The following is a 14,637-nucleotide window of genomic DNA, read 5'->3' as shown; positions in this document are numbered from 1 at the left end:
AGATGACCTTGGCGTCATCTTTTTTAATTGATAGCTTCTTCAAGCGCATACGGATTAAATTTTCGAACTTGTTCATCTGTTAAATTCGCAATAAATTGGCGCTTAATTTCAAGCAAATGCATCACATCATTCAAATATTGAAATAGCATCGCACGATTTTCAAACTCTTCACGAGTTTTTGGTAACTCTTGATTTCGACAACTCGTTAAGACTGCTTTTGTCTTTTTAATCAAGTCATCTGCTGTATTGAATTCATGTAAACTCATTGCTATATGTTCAGTTAAATCAGCTAGCATGATTGACTGTTCAAGTGTCATGACTACTTTTCCAAGCGTTTGTCGCATATTCGTTAAGACGTGATATTGCATCGTGCGCATCTTCATATACTGTGCGTAATACGTCATCTCATCAAATAAGTAATTTTGACGATTTTGTTCTGCACGAAGCCGTGCTATTTCTAAACGATTCGCTAATGATAAAAATAAAGCTTCTTCGTCAATTGACACCGATTGACTTCTCGTCGTATTTGCTAAACAAAATAAAACAGTACGTAAGTGTTCCTCAATGTCATCTTGATCCTTCTTAATTTGATGTATCATTTTTGGCATATATAAGTTAAAAATTAAGGCGATTCCTGCTCCAATGAACATCAGCATCAATTCATTGATTAAGAGCGACAAATTAACATACCCCTCACCTAGTAAATGCGTGACTAAAACCGAACTCACAACAATCCCATCGCTTAATTTAAAATGAGCAGCTATTGGAATAAAAATTAATAAGTAGATACCAAAGGCAACTGGATGAAACCCTAATAACAAAAATAAAATACAACTAATTCCTAACGCAAGCAGCGTCGAATTTAATCGTAAAAGAGCAATTTCTAACGATTTTTTCTTGGTATTTTGAACACTTAAGACGGTAATAATCCCTGCTGATAAGGCGTATTTTAACCCTAATGACTGGGCCATTAACATTGCAATGGTCGCACCAATTGCCGTTTTAATCGTACGCATACCTAATTTATGTTTCATTTTTTATCTCCTTTTTTTCTCTCTTACATTAACATTGAAAGTAGTCGATAAACAGATTCTTCTGCTTTCATAAACCATGATTTACTTTGTTCGTATTCAAAGTCTAAGCGACGACAATCTTTTTGATCAAATTTAAACTGCTCCACTAATTGTTTAGCCATCGTATCGTTATAAATAAAAGCAGCTAATTCAAAATTAATACTAAAACTACGAACGTCCATATTAACTGACCCCACCGTTGCCATTTCTTGATCAATGATAATAATTTTCGAATGTAAGAATCCTTCGTAAAAGTATACCTCAATTCCCGCTTCGAGTAACTCTTTGATATACGATGTTGTCGTTCGATGAACAAAATGATTATCCGGAATGACGGGAATCATAATTTTAACATCAATTCCTGAATGGGCAGCTATTTTTAAAACATGTAAAAATTCACTATCTGGAATAAAATAAGGTGATTGAATCCAGATACTTTTTTTTGCCGTCATAATTAATTTAATATAGGCAGCACGCATATGATCTGTTTTTTGGTCAGGACCATCACAAACCAGTTGCATAAATGTCTCATCTTCATCCAATGAAACGGAGCGGAAATAACGCTCAATATTTGATTCCACCTCATTTAAATCAGAGACATCTTCAATGACAGCCGCATAATCTTTAAAAAAGCGTAGCTGTAACAATTGGACGACTCCCCCTGTGACTCGCAGATGCGCATCACGCCAAGGCGTAAATTTAGGATTTTTCGATAAATATTCATCACCAATATTCATTCCTCCTAAATAGGCAATGGTCCCATCAATCACGACAATTTTCCGATGATTTCGATAATTCCAATTTAATGTAAAGATCTTAAATTTAGCGGGATAATGTTTGACAACAGTTCCTCCAGCCTCCTTTAAAGGTTTAAAAACTGATGAAGGCGTCATAAAACTTCCTCCATCATCATAAACTAAGCGAACTTTAACACCTTCACGAGCTTTTTTAGCTAAAGTCTTAATTAAAGCTTTTCCACTTTCATCACCACGAATAATAAAATACAGGACGTTAATCGTATCCTGCGCCTGTTCAATATCGGATAGTAAACGTTCATATTTATCATTCGCATCGCTAAAATACTCTAGCGTATTATGGCGCGTTAAAATGCTACGATTATAATTTAAGTTAAATTTTATTAAAGACATATAGGATGATTGTATTGTTGACACCGAATCCATCATTTCAAGTTGTGAATCAACGGCTTGTTGATAGTATTGTTCTTCTATCGCATCTAAAAATGTTCGCTTTTCTTTAATAATCGGTCCATGTCCAAATAAAAGGTACAATAAGAAACCGATAAACGGAATAAACGTCATAATCATTGTCCATGCAATAATATAAATAGGTTCATCTCTTCGACGAAAAATCATAACTAAAATCGTACATAAGTTAAGAACTTGTATCACCATAAGTGATAACGCAATAATCCAAGCAATCATGAACAAACCTCCAATCCCTCACCTCTTCGTATCCAATCTCAAAAGATGAGCATTTTCCTTCCTTTGCGTGATTTTATCATGATTCATGAAAAAACATAAGCTTTCCTATTATACCTTAAATTTCGACTTTTGGTAAGAGGGCTAATGTGACTGCCCTTCTTGTATCGATTTAAGAAACTTGGTTAAAGCTAAGATAAATTGTTGCGTATCTTCTCTCGTTCGTTTCTTTGGTCCTTTTAAACGCTGACCTGATTGACGTAACTTCGACGAAAGATGGCGGGTAAATAATAGCTGATCAATATTCTGATCCTCATACCTTTTTCCATTTTGATTCATCGCATAACCTTTTTTGGCCAATACAAGCGCACCTAAGCCATAATCTTGTGTAATGACTAAATCACCCGGTTGTAATCGATTAATAATTTCATAATCCACCGCGTCTGAGCCTTGCATGACCGTAATCGTCTGAACTCCCTTATGCATAAAATAATGAGCAGCATCACAAACAATAACGACGGGAACTCCAAATTGCTTAGCCACCTTAATCGTTTCTTTTACAACGGGACACCCATCGGCATCAATATAAATATTCATTTCTTTCACTCCTATTTCACAGCTTTAATTCGATTCATTTCTTCTATATTCAAAAAATTAATGGGAAATTTGTGAAAAACCTTATTTTTTTAGATCACATCGGATATAATTAACCTTATCAATAAATCCTATTTAACATAAACATGATTGGAGGCCTCATATGTCTGTTAAAATTATTACCGATAGTACATCATACATTCCTGAATCCATTCGTCAAAAACTCGATATCACCATTATTTCTCTTAATATTATCACGAATACCTCCTCAAAACGAGAAGTAGAGATAAATCTAGATGAGTTTTATCAGGAACTCCCTCACCTTTCAGCCATTCCAACCTCTTCTCAGCCAAGTCCAGATGAAATGTTAGCTTCCTTTGAGCAATTAACGAACGAAGGACATGAGGTACTCGGAATTTTTCTTTCCTCTAAAATGAGTGGAACGTATTCAAGTGCACATTTGATTAAAAATTTAATCCTCGAAACAAATCCCGATGCAAAAATTGAACTTTTTGATTCGTTAACGAACTGTATGCAAATGGGGCTAATCGTGATGGAAGCTGCTAAAGCAGCCCAATCAGGGGCATCTTTAGAAGAAATCTTATGTCTTATTCACACCGTGCAACATAACAGTCGTTTTTTATTCACACCACACACGCTAGATTATTTAAAGAAAGGTGGCCGAATTGGAGGGGCTTCTGCTCTACTTGGAAATCTATTTCAAATCAAACCAATCTTAACGGTTGAAAATGGTGAAACGACAGTATTTACAAAAGTGAGAACGAAGAAAAAAGCTATTCTAAGCATGATTACCAAATTAAAAGAAGACCTTGAGGGTCATGAACTAGGAGGTCTTTTCGTGCATCATATTAGTTGTGAAGATGAAGGTCTAGAATTGGCCAAACAAATTGAATCTGAACTAAATACGCCGATTCAGATTCAATCCATTGGACCGGTCATTGGTTGTCATGTAGGACCTGGTAGTATAGGAATTGCATATTTTGTAAAATAATGATTGCGACGACTCATAATGAATGATATAATGCAAAAGCTAAGAAAAACTATTAGAAATGCGAAGTGAGATTATGAAGAGTTCAGCTATTGAAAAGCGTATTGTAAAAATCGATCAAGAAATTCAAGCGATGAACATTGCTAAGAAATATTTAAATAACCATGAAGAAATTAAACAAGTGATTTTAGAGTTAAATCGCGAACGTCAATTATTAGTTAATGATTTATATCGTGATGATAAAGCGTCTTATGCCATCGTACGTGATCACATGGAATCATTAGTTGACGTTGAATTAGATGCCACACAACAAAAAGAATTATTAGAGTACATTAAAGAAACATTCGGTCGTCAAGCGGCTACAGATGGAAAAACAGCCACAGGATTAAATGCCTGGTTAAAAAAATTAAACGTTAAATTCAATTGGCAAACAACAGATAATTCTGATTGGGCAACGTTAATTATTACAGGATTCGAACCATTTAAATGCTAAGGATGAAAGACCTTTAGAACTTTTTTCTAAAGGTCTTTTTTATTTTTCCATTTTTTTTATTCAGCTTCACATTTATTCCATTATTCTACATTTTAGAGTATACTTATCTTTGGAGTGTCAAAAAATGATGAAGACATAACAGATAAAGGAGGATAATTATGGAAAAATTACAACTTATTGGAGAACGTATGTTAGCATTCCTAAGCGATTTGATTAGTTTTGGGAATACGTACATTGGAACATACTTATTAATTATTTTATTATTAATCGCTGGTTTCTATTTTACTTTTAAAACGCAATTTGTACAATTTAGAATGATAAAAGAGATGATTAAGCTATTAGGGGATGGCGTTGGAAAATCATCAAAAGATGGAAAAGTTTCATCTTTCCAAGCCTTTTGTATTAGTACTGCCTCACGTGTTGGAACGGGAAATATTGCAGGAGTTGCCTTAGCGATTGCTGTTGGAGGGCCTGGTTCAGTATTCTGGATGTGGATCATTGCGTTAATTGGTGGAGCTTCAAGTTTTGTTGAAAGTACATTAGCGCAAATTTATAAAGTGAAAGATGCGTCAGGAGCTTATCGTGGTGGACCCGCTTATTATATTGAAAAAGGATTAAACAAACGCTGGTTAGGATTACTGTTCTCAATTTTAATTACAATCACTTTTGGATTTGTCTTTAATGCCGTACAAGCAAATACGATTACAGAAGCATTCCAAACAGCATTTGGTATGGATAAATTATTCATGGGAATTATCTTAGCCATTGTAACAGCTGCCGTGATTTTTGGAGGAGTTCAACGTATTGCTAAAGTCTCTGAAATTATCGTCCCAGTGTTAGCCGTTGCTTATGTGTTAGTAGCTCTCTTAGTGATTGCGTTAAATATCACAAAAATTCCAGCAATGATCAGTTTAATCGTTTCTAATGCCTTTGACTTCAGCTCATTCGCATCAGGTGCTTTTGGGGTCATGTTCATTCAAGGGGTTAAACGTGGATTATTCTCAAATGAAGCTGGGATGGGATCTGCCCCAAATGCAGCTGCTACAGCAGAAGTTAACCACCCTGTTCAACAAGGTTTAATTCAAACACTTGGAGTCTTCACAGATACCATCTTAATTTGTAGCTGTACAGCCTTCGTTATTTTATTATCAGGAATTTATGCGGATTCAGACTTAACAGGAATTCAGTTAACACAAGCAGCTTTAACCTCACAAATTGGCGTAATCGGTAACTACTTTATTGCCTTCTGTATTTTATTATTTGCATTCAGTTCAATTATTGGGAACTACTACTATGGTGAGTCAAATATCGAATTTATGAGTGCAAAAAAATTCTGGTTGGTCGCTTACCGTATTATCGTAGTTGGAATGATTATCTTTGGTTCATTGACAAAAGTCGCAATCGTTTGGGATTTAGCTGACTTATTTATGTCATTTATGGCGATTGTTAACTTAATCGCAATCTTACTATTAGGTAAGTTTGCATTTAAAGCCTTAAAAAATTATACGGATCAAAAGAAACAAGGAGTTAAAAATCCTATCTTTAAAGCGTCTGACATCGAAGGTTTAACAAACGTTGATGAATGGAAGTAAGCAAAAAAAACAGTTCTAGTCTATCTAGAACTGTTTTTTTGTTTAGGCTAAGGCAACAAATAATGACCCCGCCGCAATTAAAATAACACCGATGATTCCTTTAAGTGTGATTTCTTCTTGGAAAATTAAAATAGATACGATGACTGTCATCACAACAGATAATTTATCAATCGGCGCCACCTGCCACGTCTTTCCAGTCTTTAGAGCAATATTTAAAAACAACCAGGATAAAGCTCCTGAAATTCCTGCTAAAATTAAGAAACAAAAATCTTTTTTGTAGATCCCCAACTCTTTTAAGTGTCCGAAGTCCCCTTTGGTTGCAGAAACAATCACTAAAAAGACGGCCATAATCATCGCTCGAACTGAGGTTGCTAACGTAGGGGTTAAATGGTGAATCCCGAGTTTCGTAAAAATAGTAACAAAACTGGCACTAACCGCTGCAAGCAAACCGAAAATTAACCACTGAGCCATATAAAACCATCCTCTCTCACGCTACGGGATGATTATACGCTATGAATCCTCTCTTTTCAATCACTCGATTTAGATGTTAAGATTGAATCTTTCTTAACACTTGAATGAGCGGTTGGTTTTGGCTATTTTTCACACTAAGTTGTGGGAAAAATAACGCATTATGTTGCCCATTAAAATCATAATGAAATAGTAATGGACCCACGACACAACGACAAATAAATGGATTTCCACTTTCTAATAAAATAGTCACGTAAGGTCGTGTTTGACGAATAAATGAAATTCGTGCCTCAAGTTCACTTAATTCATTATCCCCCAACTGTTCAGATGGTACTCCATGAGAGGTGGTCACATACCAATTTATTCGAGAGCCTTTACGAATTAAAGGTAAAATAAAGTCATCTGATGTGACAAATTTCAGGTTAGACTGTTTTGTTGGTGTCATGACCCCAAATAAGATGCCATGTGCTTTCATTCGATCTAATGAAGCCAGAATTTCTTGATAAGTTGAAGGTTCTATATATTGCTTAATTTCATCACCTCCACCTTCTAAGGTGACTAACGGCAAAACATTTCCTAATTTAGATAAGGCAAGACAGCGTTGTTCATTCAGTAAAACGCCATTTGTTAGAACGATAAATTCCATATCATCATATTTTTCATACACTTTAAATAAGCTATCGTTCATCAATGGATCCCCGCCAGTTAAAACGATAATGTGAATGCCAAGCTCTCGTGCTTCAGCCACTAGTCGATCAATCTCTGCTAAAGGCATCGCTAAACTCGGATCTGATTTACATAAGCACCCTTTACACGCTAAAGAACAATTCATCCCAATATTGATAACGAGAGCGTGAGGGACATTGACTGAATATTTTTGTGACATTTGTTCTCGGATAGAAAGCCCCTCCCATAATTCTTTAACTGCAATATTTTGTAAAAAGTGATTTAAACACGTTTTATTCGTATTATATATCATATTTTTAACATATCGCTTAATCGAAGGATGGCTATCATAATAGCCTTTAATTTGTCCAATAATTGCCTTTATCTGAGGATCAGTAATAAAAGTTCCCGACATTTCATATAATTTCTCTACTCCATTATCAGGATCCTCTTTTAGCACTTCGACAATATTAGCCACAATAAAATTTTTCGGCAATAAATTCATATTATTTAAAAAGTTCATCATGTTCTTCACCTCATTTTTTTAATTCGATGAAACTTTACCTCATTTCATTATATTGTCGATTTTTATTATTCATGACTTTTCTTTGATGCTTTTGCACAAAAAAAGAAGAGACTCACTCTTCTTTTAATAAAATGTGACGTTATGATAATCGATATCGACTAAAATAGGTTGGGTTTTATTTTGTAACAAGAGGGGCTTTAAAAGTTGATAGACATAGGCGCGTGCATTCCCCTCATCCGTATCAAAAAAGATAAAAACATATCGTAATCGTTTGCCTTTTAATTTTTTCAGTTCATAGGACGTTGAAGTATTAAAATGATTAACCGCCACAACATAATTCACTTCATCTTGCTCATCATTGAGCGTCGCTAAATGATGAGCAATAATACAAGCTTCATTGATTCCAAACCAATGCTGGTATAAATCATTAATCAGATCACTACTGGCGCCTTCTTGATAGTAGCGAACTGCTGAGCTATTTCGTCCAAATTTTTCAACAGCTTGTTGTTTATGATTCAAAATAAGAACTTCAATACGGTTGATATTCATGACACTTTCATCCCCTCTCTCTCATTTGGAGGGCATGCTCACTAGACTCCCATCTACTTCTGCTCTGCCTTTAATTAACACTTTATTATATGCATCATTAGGCAGAAATGGAACAACTCTATTCTGTCACTGAAATAAAATCAAAGATTGTCACATCAAATAAACCTTTATCCGTCAACTTAATACTTGGAATAACAGGTAATGTTAAAAAAGATAACGTTAAAAATGGATTAAAACCTAGATTCGGTGATAGCTGTTCTAGTGCCTCATGAAGTAAACTTAATTCAGAAACGACCTCATGTGCTGGACGAGCAGTGATTAATCCAGCTATTTCAAGCGCGATTTGAGCTAATACTTTTCCATCTTTCACCACAACGATTCCTCCACCCATATTTTCAAGTTGTTTTGCTGCTACTAACATATCGGCATCATTTGTTCCACAAACGATTAAGTTATGTGAATCATGTGAAATCGTTGTTGCAATGGCTCCTTTTTGGAGTTTTAACCCTTTTAACATCCCTAAACCAATATTCCCTGTTAGATGATGACGCTCAATGACTGCCACCTTTAATAAATCTTCTTCGATACATGATCTCACGTCGTTTGTCATGTTTAAAGCTTTTAATTCATATTGACGATGAATCGTTTCTAGCTTATTTGGAATAATTTCAATGACATTAAGCTTTTGGCAGTTGCTCGCCTGAATTTCAAACGATTTTTCACTTAAGTTTTCTGGTAAATGAACCGTATTTTCAACGATGAAACGTTCGGTCTCACGATCCTCATCTAGTTGAAGTTGTCCTTGTCTGACGACACACTTACCATTTTTATAAACCGAATTAATTTTAAAGGTCTCTAGCTCATCTAAAATAATAAAATCAGCAATAAATCCAGGTGCAATCGCTCCTTTATTTTTGAGTTGATAACATTCAGCTGTATTTAACGTACTCATCTGAATCGCTGTTTCAATTTTCAATCCACTATTAACGGAAATTTTAATGGCTTGATCAATACTTCCTTCGCGAATTAAATCATCAATATGTTTGTCATCGGTGCAGAAACAAATACGACGACTATTAGAAATACTCGCTACCTGAATTAAATCTTTTAAATTTTTAGCAACACTTCCTTCTCTCATTAACACATACATTCCACGACGTAAACGCTCAATCACTTCTTCAGCCGTATGACATTCATGATCTGTTAAAATCCCAGCTGTGATATAGGCATTTAATTGGTTCAAATCAAAACTAGCCCCATGTCCATCAATTCGATAACCTTTGGTTGTGGCATCGACTAACTTTTGTAACATATCGTCATCCCCATTGAGGACTGCTGGGAAATTCATCACCTCAGCCAATCCAATCACTTTTTCATAACAATACAAGGGATTTAAATCCGCGGCGAGTAAGGTCGCTCCTGAATTTTCAAAGGTTGTTGCTGGAACACACGACGGTAACATGACATACATATCAAATGGAATATTCTTTGATAAGTTTAACATTAACTCAATTCCTTTAATCCCTAGCACATTAGCAATTTCATGTGGATCGATAATCATCGATGTAATTCCATGTTTTAGCGCTTCTTTATAATATTCTTTAGGTGATACAAGAGATGATTCTATATGAGCATGCGCATCAATGAGACCTGGACAAATATATTGATTGGTTCCATCTATTTCATTGATTCCCTCATATGACCCTATTCCGATAATATATCCTGCTTCTATCGCTACATCAGCCATAAATCGATCATTTTGAAACACATCAATGACCGTGATATTTTTGATAACGAATGAGGCCTTTTGTTGATTTGAAGCACATTTAATACGCGTTTTTAATTCCATTAACTTCTCTTTCATCTGTCTCACCTCATGAAGTTTTTTTCTATTCAATCATATCCTCTTTAAAAAGTCTACTATTTGAACTTGTTTTTTATCATTTTATGTCCAATTTCAGTTTTTTATCCTAACCAATTACTACATTTTTACTTTTTTGATATAATAAGATAACTACTTTATGACTGGAGAGACAGAAAGAATGAATTCCTATAAACGACAGCTATTATGTATTGGATTAGGGATTGTTATTGCTCTTTTACGAGCTCTATTATCGGCTTTCCCTACTGTGATTGACACGTATTACTCCAAAGGGATTAATAAATGGTGGATTGAGCAACTAAGTCGTTTGAGCGCTCTATTTCCTTTTTCAATTTTTGAACTTCTCATCTATATCGCGATCGTGGTCTTCGTAGCCGCTCTTATTTTTTATTCGATTAAACTCATTCAAAATCATAAGAAATGGGGCTCTCTCATCCTTCAATATTTATTAAATCTTCTAGCAGCTTTCTCGATTGGCTACTGTATTTTTATCCTCTTTTGGGGACTCAATTACGACCGTCCGTCATTAGAGGCTGATTTCTCGTTGGCGAGTGAAGGACATGACCCAGAAGAATTAATTGCTCTTTATGAGCAATTAATTCAACAAGTCAATGAGGCCCGACTGAATACCCGTGAAAATGAACAAGGTATTTTTATCGCTAACGGATCTTATCATGACATTTTCAAACGAGCACCCATTGGTTATGAGCATGCCGCTCAAACATATCCTGTCTTAAGTGGAACATATGGGCTAGCAAAACCCACCCTTACATCCAAACTAATGAATTATACGAATATTACAGGAATCTATTCCCCCTTTACAGCAGAAGCCAATGTTAATGTGGCGGTACCAGATTCCACACTTTTATTTACAACAATGCATGAAATGGCTCATCAGCGAGGTTATGCGAGTGAAAATGAAGCAAACTTCATTGCTTTTTTGACCTGTATTCATCATCCAGACCCAGACTTTATTTATGCAGGTTATCTATCGGCGTTGAAATATACGAACGTGGCGCTTGCAAAAGTTGATTCTGAGTCATTAATCGAGCTCAATGCACAGTTAAGTGATGGCGTCCGGCGAGATATGCGCTATTTAAATCAATTTTGGGCGCAATATGAAGGGAAGGTCGAGGAAACCTTTAACTCTATGAATCAAACCTATCTCACACTCAACGGTATAAAGGATGGTGTTAGAAGCTATGGACGAGTGGTTGATTTATTATTAGCTTATTATGATCATGAATCGTAGGATAGTCAAATTCATTGAAATATGCTATGTTAAATTCAGGAGGGATTCAAATGAAATGTAACATTTTTGGAAATGATTTACCAGGTGTCTCAATTGTTCTAGATAAAGGCGAAAGTGTCTATACACAGTCCGGCGGAATGGCCTGGATGGATGAGAAAATTAAAATGGAGACGAATGTAAAAGGGGGGCTGATGAAAGGAATTGGGCGAATGTTTTCAGGCGAGTCACTGTTTATGGCAACCTATACTTCGATGGCCCCCGCACAAGAAATTGTCTTTGCCTCGACTTTTCCTGGTCAAATTCTTGAGTTTGATTTACTAAAAGGAGATGAGTGGATCTGTCAAAAAAGTTCATTTTTAGTCGGTGAACCTAGCATTCATTTAAATGTGGAGTGGACTAAGCGACTTTCTGCTGGCTTATTCGGTGGGGAAGGATTTATTTTACAACGTATTAGTGGACAAGGCAAAGTCTTTTTAGAAGCTGCAGGAAGTGTCGTCAAGCGAGAGTTAAAACATGGAGAAATTATCAAAGTTGACACTGGAAATGTCGTTGCTTTTAGTCGTGGGGTTAATTACGAAATTGAAACCGTTAAAGGATTTAAAAACATCTTCTTTGGTGGGGAAGGATTATTCTTAACTAAATTAACCGGACCAGGAACCGTTTATTTGCAAACCTTAACAATGCAAAACGTTGCCACTCGATTAATTCCATATATTCCAACAGGTGGAAAATAAAAAGCATAGTGGAGTATGGTATGACTCCACTATGCTTTTTATTTATTTAAATTCACAAAGACTGATTTTTTAGCCTCAGTTTGACAAATTAATTGATGATTTAAACGTTCGAATGAAACAATATGATTTAAAATGACTTCTTTTTCTAGTGTAAACAGATGGAATCTCATTAGTTTTGTGTCAGATAAGTAGTAAATATTAAATCCTACCACCACAAAATCTGTTGCATCTAATGAATGACGAGCCATCGGGATTCGCCCATTTAAGACAAATACGTCACCTGTCTCTTGATGGAGGGCAAACACTGTATCATTTTCACAAACAAGTTTTTTAGCAAGAATTCCATCAATTGGACCATTCTCATCTTCATTTTCCTTGTCCATTGCCATCAATTGATGCGTCTCCGTTTCAATATAATAAACATGACGACGATCTTCTAGGGCGATATAACTTGAACTTGCTTGCCCTTCTTTTTGATTCCCATCATCCATCGTTTCACGATCACTTAAACGCATAATTTTATCTTCAATTGCTGTTAAACGCTCGAAGTACTCCCCGTTAAATTCATCAACATGTAATAAACGTTCATACGTCTGCGAAATTTGATCTAAATTTTGATTTAATAATTGGATTTTTCGGCTCCCCTTTTCAGATAACTCTACAATCTCCTCGAGATGTACCATTTCTACAAGCTCATCTAAATTTTGGCGTAACCCCTCTACCACATCCTTGAAGTTTAAAATCGTTGTATCTAATGTTTCCAGTCGTTTAGCTGTTTTTTCAAATGTTTTTATTAAATCTAAAAATTCCGTTTCCATTCCTCTCATCCTTTCAACTCGTGTATCGTTTCAATCATTCGATCAATGACCTGTGCCTGTTTTAGAAGATGTCTTGAATATAGCTTATTAAATCGCTTCAACCAAGTGACACGTACGTCTTGCTCATAAACAAAAGTTAAAACATCACTTCCTTCTTTCTCAAACTCTTGTTGGATTTGAGCAAAGGGTAACTCCTGAAAGACCAATGCCTTTAAATAGTTGAGTCGGTCATGTCCTTGACGATAACAAAGCGCTGCTTTTTCATACTCTTTAAGGTGCATTAAGTCATGTCCCGCTTCAATGTGATGGCCCTCTTTGTTCTTCATTAATGCACGGCATCTTGCAATATCAGTTTTTGCTTCTTCAAGTTGTGATAGTTCATATTCCGTAATCGCTTGCTCATAAAGCTCACGACGCTCATATAATTGAGCTTCTTTATAAAATTGATTATCCGTTGATAATTGATTCAGCTTTAATTCGGTTTCATCAAATGTATCAAAAGATAAAAACTCACTTTCAAATTGCTCATAAAGTGACGGTGGCATATCTTCTTCAATGAAACATAAATGATGACGAGCTCGTGTCAATGCCACGTACAATAAGTTAAAGTAATAACGATATTGATTTTGATACATCACATCTTGATTTATGATTGTTTCCCACGCCGTTTTATACTTCGTCATGACATTATAGCAAATGATATACTCCTTTTCGATTCCTTTAATCTCTTCAACCGTAAAGACAGCTCCCTTTTGTTGAGTGAGTCGTTCAAAGTTTTTCTTTTCTTCTTCATCTGGAACAACAATGGCTACATAATGTCGATTGAGTCCCGTCTCAATTAACTTAACCATCTCAAGGGGATGTTTCGCATCAAAATAATAAATCGGATGCTGTTCTCCTCGAATTGGAATTTCATGATAATCATTTTTTTATTTAAACCTAAACGCTGAATTCGCAAATTAACCACTTGATTAGCTAAATCGACAACTTCTTTCGTACTTCGATAATTTTTAACTAATTGATGTTTAATAAATCCTAAATGCGTATTTGACGTTTTTAAGATACTCTCAATTCGTCCTGTATGAAAATAAGTCGGGCGAATGGTTTGATTGATATCTCCACTAAATAATAAGTTATTTCGATTTCTGGCCAGACGAATTAAACAATAAATTTGAATTTCTGTTAAGTCTTGAATTTCATCAGCAATGACAAAATCAAATAAAGGAACCTTTTGATTCATTAAACGATTGAGAAATTGTCTTGCCATGTCATTCTCGTCCACTTTTCCTTCAGCAGATAAGAACATTTGGTATCTTAAGGTTAGTTCATATAGTAATTCACGCTGAGACGATGAATATAAACAATACTGCTCATCTAACTTTAAATAGATTTCTTTTGGAATTAGGGCATGATTGAGTAAATACTGATCGAGAATTTGATGCATCAGTAAAACTGCTTTGAGTTCATATTGATCTAAAAATCGAGTCTTTGCTTCATAAAGTTTTTCGGCATGAAGCACGAGATCTTCTCCATCCACATGAC

General features: G+C 35.3%; 15 protein-coding genes. 5 read left to right on the top strand and 10 right to left on the bottom strand.

Annotated features, from left to right (window positions below; genetic code table 11):
- Window positions 1-23: 23 nt before the first annotated feature.
- The 3 genes from AT726_RS11935 to AT726_RS11925 form a co-directional block, all read right to left on the bottom strand.
- Window positions 24-1,034: an aromatic acid exporter family protein gene (locus AT726_RS11935; protein ID WP_068759671.1), complete on the bottom strand. Its 1,011-nt coding sequence runs from the start codon at window positions 1,032-1,034 to the stop codon at window positions 24-26.
- Window positions 1,035-1,057: 23 nt separating this feature from the next.
- Window positions 1,058-2,515: a cardiolipin synthase gene (cls, locus tag AT726_RS11930; RefSeq protein WP_068759670.1), complete on the bottom strand. Its 1,458-nt coding sequence runs from the start codon at window positions 2,513-2,515 to the stop codon at window positions 1,058-1,060.
- Window positions 2,516-2,656: 141 nt separating this feature from the next.
- Window positions 2,657-3,109, bottom strand: a complete 453-nt coding sequence (locus tag AT726_RS11925) for a YaiI/YqxD family protein (protein WP_068759669.1) — start codon at window positions 3,107-3,109, stop codon at window positions 2,657-2,659.
- 160 nt (window positions 3,110-3,269) lie between these two features.
- On the opposite strand from AT726_RS11925, the gene AT726_RS11920 reads away from it, so the two are divergent.
- The 3 genes from AT726_RS11920 (at window position 3,270) to AT726_RS11910 (ending at window position 6,200) form a co-directional block, all read left to right on the top strand.
- Window positions 3,270-4,118, top strand: a complete 849-nt coding sequence (locus tag AT726_RS11920; RefSeq protein ID WP_068759668.1) for a DegV family protein — start codon at window positions 3,270-3,272, stop codon at window positions 4,116-4,118.
- 73 nt (window positions 4,119-4,191) lie between these two features.
- Window positions 4,192-4,608 carry a hypothetical protein gene (locus AT726_RS11915; RefSeq protein ID WP_068759667.1) on the top strand — a complete coding sequence of 139 codons (417 nt, stop codon included), beginning with the start codon at window positions 4,192-4,194 and terminating at the stop codon, window positions 4,606-4,608.
- A gap of 158 nt (window positions 4,609-4,766) precedes the next feature.
- Window positions 4,767-6,200 (top strand): alanine/glycine:cation symporter family protein, encoded by a 1,434-nt coding sequence (locus AT726_RS11910; protein ID WP_055244190.1) that lies wholly within the window; start codon window positions 4,767-4,769, stop codon window positions 6,198-6,200.
- A gap of 42 nt (window positions 6,201-6,242) precedes the next feature.
- Here the strand turns inward: AT726_RS11910 and AT726_RS11905 are convergent, their stop codons facing one another.
- The 4 genes from AT726_RS11905 to ade all read right to left on the bottom strand — a co-directional run bounded on the left by AT726_RS11905 (window position 6,243) and on the right by ade (window position 10,273).
- Window positions 6,243-6,671, bottom strand: a complete 429-nt coding sequence (locus AT726_RS11905; protein ID WP_068759666.1) for an EamA family transporter — start codon at window positions 6,669-6,671, stop codon at window positions 6,243-6,245.
- Between the two features lie 76 nt (window positions 6,672-6,747).
- Window positions 6,748-7,857 carry a radical SAM protein gene (locus AT726_RS11900; protein WP_158508555.1) on the bottom strand — a complete coding sequence of 370 codons (1,110 nt, stop codon included), beginning with the start codon at window positions 7,855-7,857 and terminating at the stop codon, window positions 6,748-6,750.
- A gap of 126 nt (window positions 7,858-7,983) precedes the next feature.
- The gene (locus AT726_RS11895; RefSeq protein WP_068759664.1) at window positions 7,984-8,409 is read right to left on the bottom strand and encodes a hypothetical protein; all 426 of its coding nucleotides are present in this window, start codon (window positions 8,407-8,409) and stop codon (window positions 7,984-7,986) included.
- 118 nt (window positions 8,410-8,527) lie between these two features.
- Entirely contained in the window at window positions 8,528-10,273 is a 1,746-nt protein-coding gene (ade, locus tag AT726_RS11890) for an adenine deaminase (protein ID WP_068759663.1), read from the bottom strand.
- Between the two features lie 178 nt (window positions 10,274-10,451).
- Between ade and AT726_RS11885 the strand changes: the two genes are divergently transcribed.
- Together AT726_RS11885 and AT726_RS11880 are read left to right on the top strand one after the other, a co-directional pair.
- Entirely contained in the window at window positions 10,452-11,543 is a 1,092-nt protein-coding gene (locus AT726_RS11885) for a DUF3810 domain-containing protein (protein ID WP_068759662.1), read from the top strand.
- Window positions 11,544-11,593: 50 nt separating this feature from the next.
- A complete protein-coding gene (locus tag AT726_RS11880; RefSeq protein ID WP_068759661.1) occupies window positions 11,594-12,277 on the top strand; it encodes a TIGR00266 family protein in 684 nt (227 codons plus the stop codon).
- Between the two features lie 38 nt (window positions 12,278-12,315).
- Here AT726_RS11880 and AT726_RS11875 read toward each other — a convergent pair whose 3' ends face one another.
- From AT726_RS11875 to AT726_RS13350, 3 genes are read right to left on the bottom strand one after another with little or no spacing between them, the layout of a single operon-like run.
- Window positions 12,316-13,095: a hypothetical protein gene (locus AT726_RS11875; protein ID WP_068759660.1), complete on the bottom strand. Its 780-nt coding sequence runs from the start codon at window positions 13,093-13,095 to the stop codon at window positions 12,316-12,318.
- A gap of 5 nt (window positions 13,096-13,100) precedes the next feature.
- Window positions 13,101-13,946 carry an ATP-binding domain-containing protein gene (locus AT726_RS13355; RefSeq protein ID WP_237297121.1) on the bottom strand — a complete coding sequence of 282 codons (846 nt, stop codon included), beginning with the start codon at window positions 13,944-13,946 and terminating at the stop codon, window positions 13,101-13,103.
- Complete coding sequence (locus tag AT726_RS13350) at window positions 13,934-14,614, bottom strand: UvrD-helicase domain-containing protein (protein ID WP_237297120.1); 681 nt, start codon at window positions 14,612-14,614, stop codon at window positions 13,934-13,936. Before AT726_RS13350 ends, AT726_RS13355 begins: the two co-directional genes overlap by 13 nt.
- Window positions 14,615-14,637: the final 23 nt, after the last annotated feature.

Origin of the sequence: Turicibacter sp. H121 (assembly GCF_001543345.1) — a bacterium.
Lineage (GTDB): Bacteria > Bacillota_I > Bacilli_A > MOL361 > Turicibacteraceae > Turicibacter > Turicibacter bilis.
This window is presented reverse-complemented; position numbering and strand designations above follow the sequence as displayed.